The 236-nt window shown below is 50.4% G+C and carries 1 protein-coding gene; it reads right to left on the bottom strand.

What is annotated here, in order from left to right:
* Window positions 1-21: 21 nt before the first annotated feature.
* Window positions 22-180 (bottom strand): hypothetical protein, encoded by a 159-nt coding sequence (locus MiSe_RS50530; protein WP_226595163.1) that lies wholly within the window; start codon window positions 178-180, stop codon window positions 22-24.
* Between the last annotated feature and the right edge of the window lie 56 nt (window positions 181-236).

Raw genomic sequence — 236 nt, forward strand, 5'->3', positions numbered from 1 at the left:
CGTCATCGCCTTCTCCCCCTTTTAATTCGTCGTCGCCGATATCGCCTGCCTTGGATATCTTTTCCGGCATTGCCAGTAAAGTTGATCGTTGCCATCGCCGCCTTCTAATTCGTCATCGCCTTCGCCTCCTTCTAAATAGTCATCGCCGATATCGCCTGCCTTGGATATCTTTTCCGGCATTGCCAGTAAAGTTGATCGTTGCCATCGCCTCCTTTTAATTCGTCGTCATCGCCTTC

It is taken from the genome of Microseira wollei NIES-4236, from assembly GCF_020521235.1.
Taxonomy (GTDB): Bacteria; Cyanobacteriota; Cyanobacteriia; order Cyanobacteriales; family Aerosakkonemataceae; genus Microseira; species Microseira wollei.